This window comes from Pseudomonas avellanae BPIC 631 (genome assembly GCF_000444135.1).
Taxonomy (GTDB): Bacteria; Pseudomonadota; Gammaproteobacteria; order Pseudomonadales; family Pseudomonadaceae; genus Aquipseudomonas; species Aquipseudomonas avellanae.
On record NZ_ATDK01000540.1, the window covers coordinates 1 to 238 of the forward strand.

The following is a 238-nucleotide window of genomic DNA, read 5'->3' on the forward strand; positions in this document are numbered from 1 at the left end:
CTAGCGGTGGAAACAGCCGTCGATTCAACTCCGCGTCAGAAATATCGATGGGCCACTGAAGCCCACTGGCGGCGAACCGGCAAAGATAATCCCCCGCACTTGAATGGCCGATGGACAAGCTGGCGGCGATCTTGCGCACGGACAGGCCGGCGTCGAACTTTAGGCGTAGTACCTCTCGGATTTTACGCATGGATAAACGCTCCACGACGACCTCTTCACTTCGAAAAAAGAGGTCGAT

Annotated in this window: 1 pseudogene; it reads right to left on the reverse strand. The window is 55.9% G+C overall.

Features of this window, described 5'->3' with window-relative positions:
- Positions 1-190, reverse strand: a pseudogene (locus DW49_RS01000000128915) (IS21 family transposase); the annotation flags it as partial.
- Between the last annotated feature and the right edge of the window lie 48 nt (positions 191-238).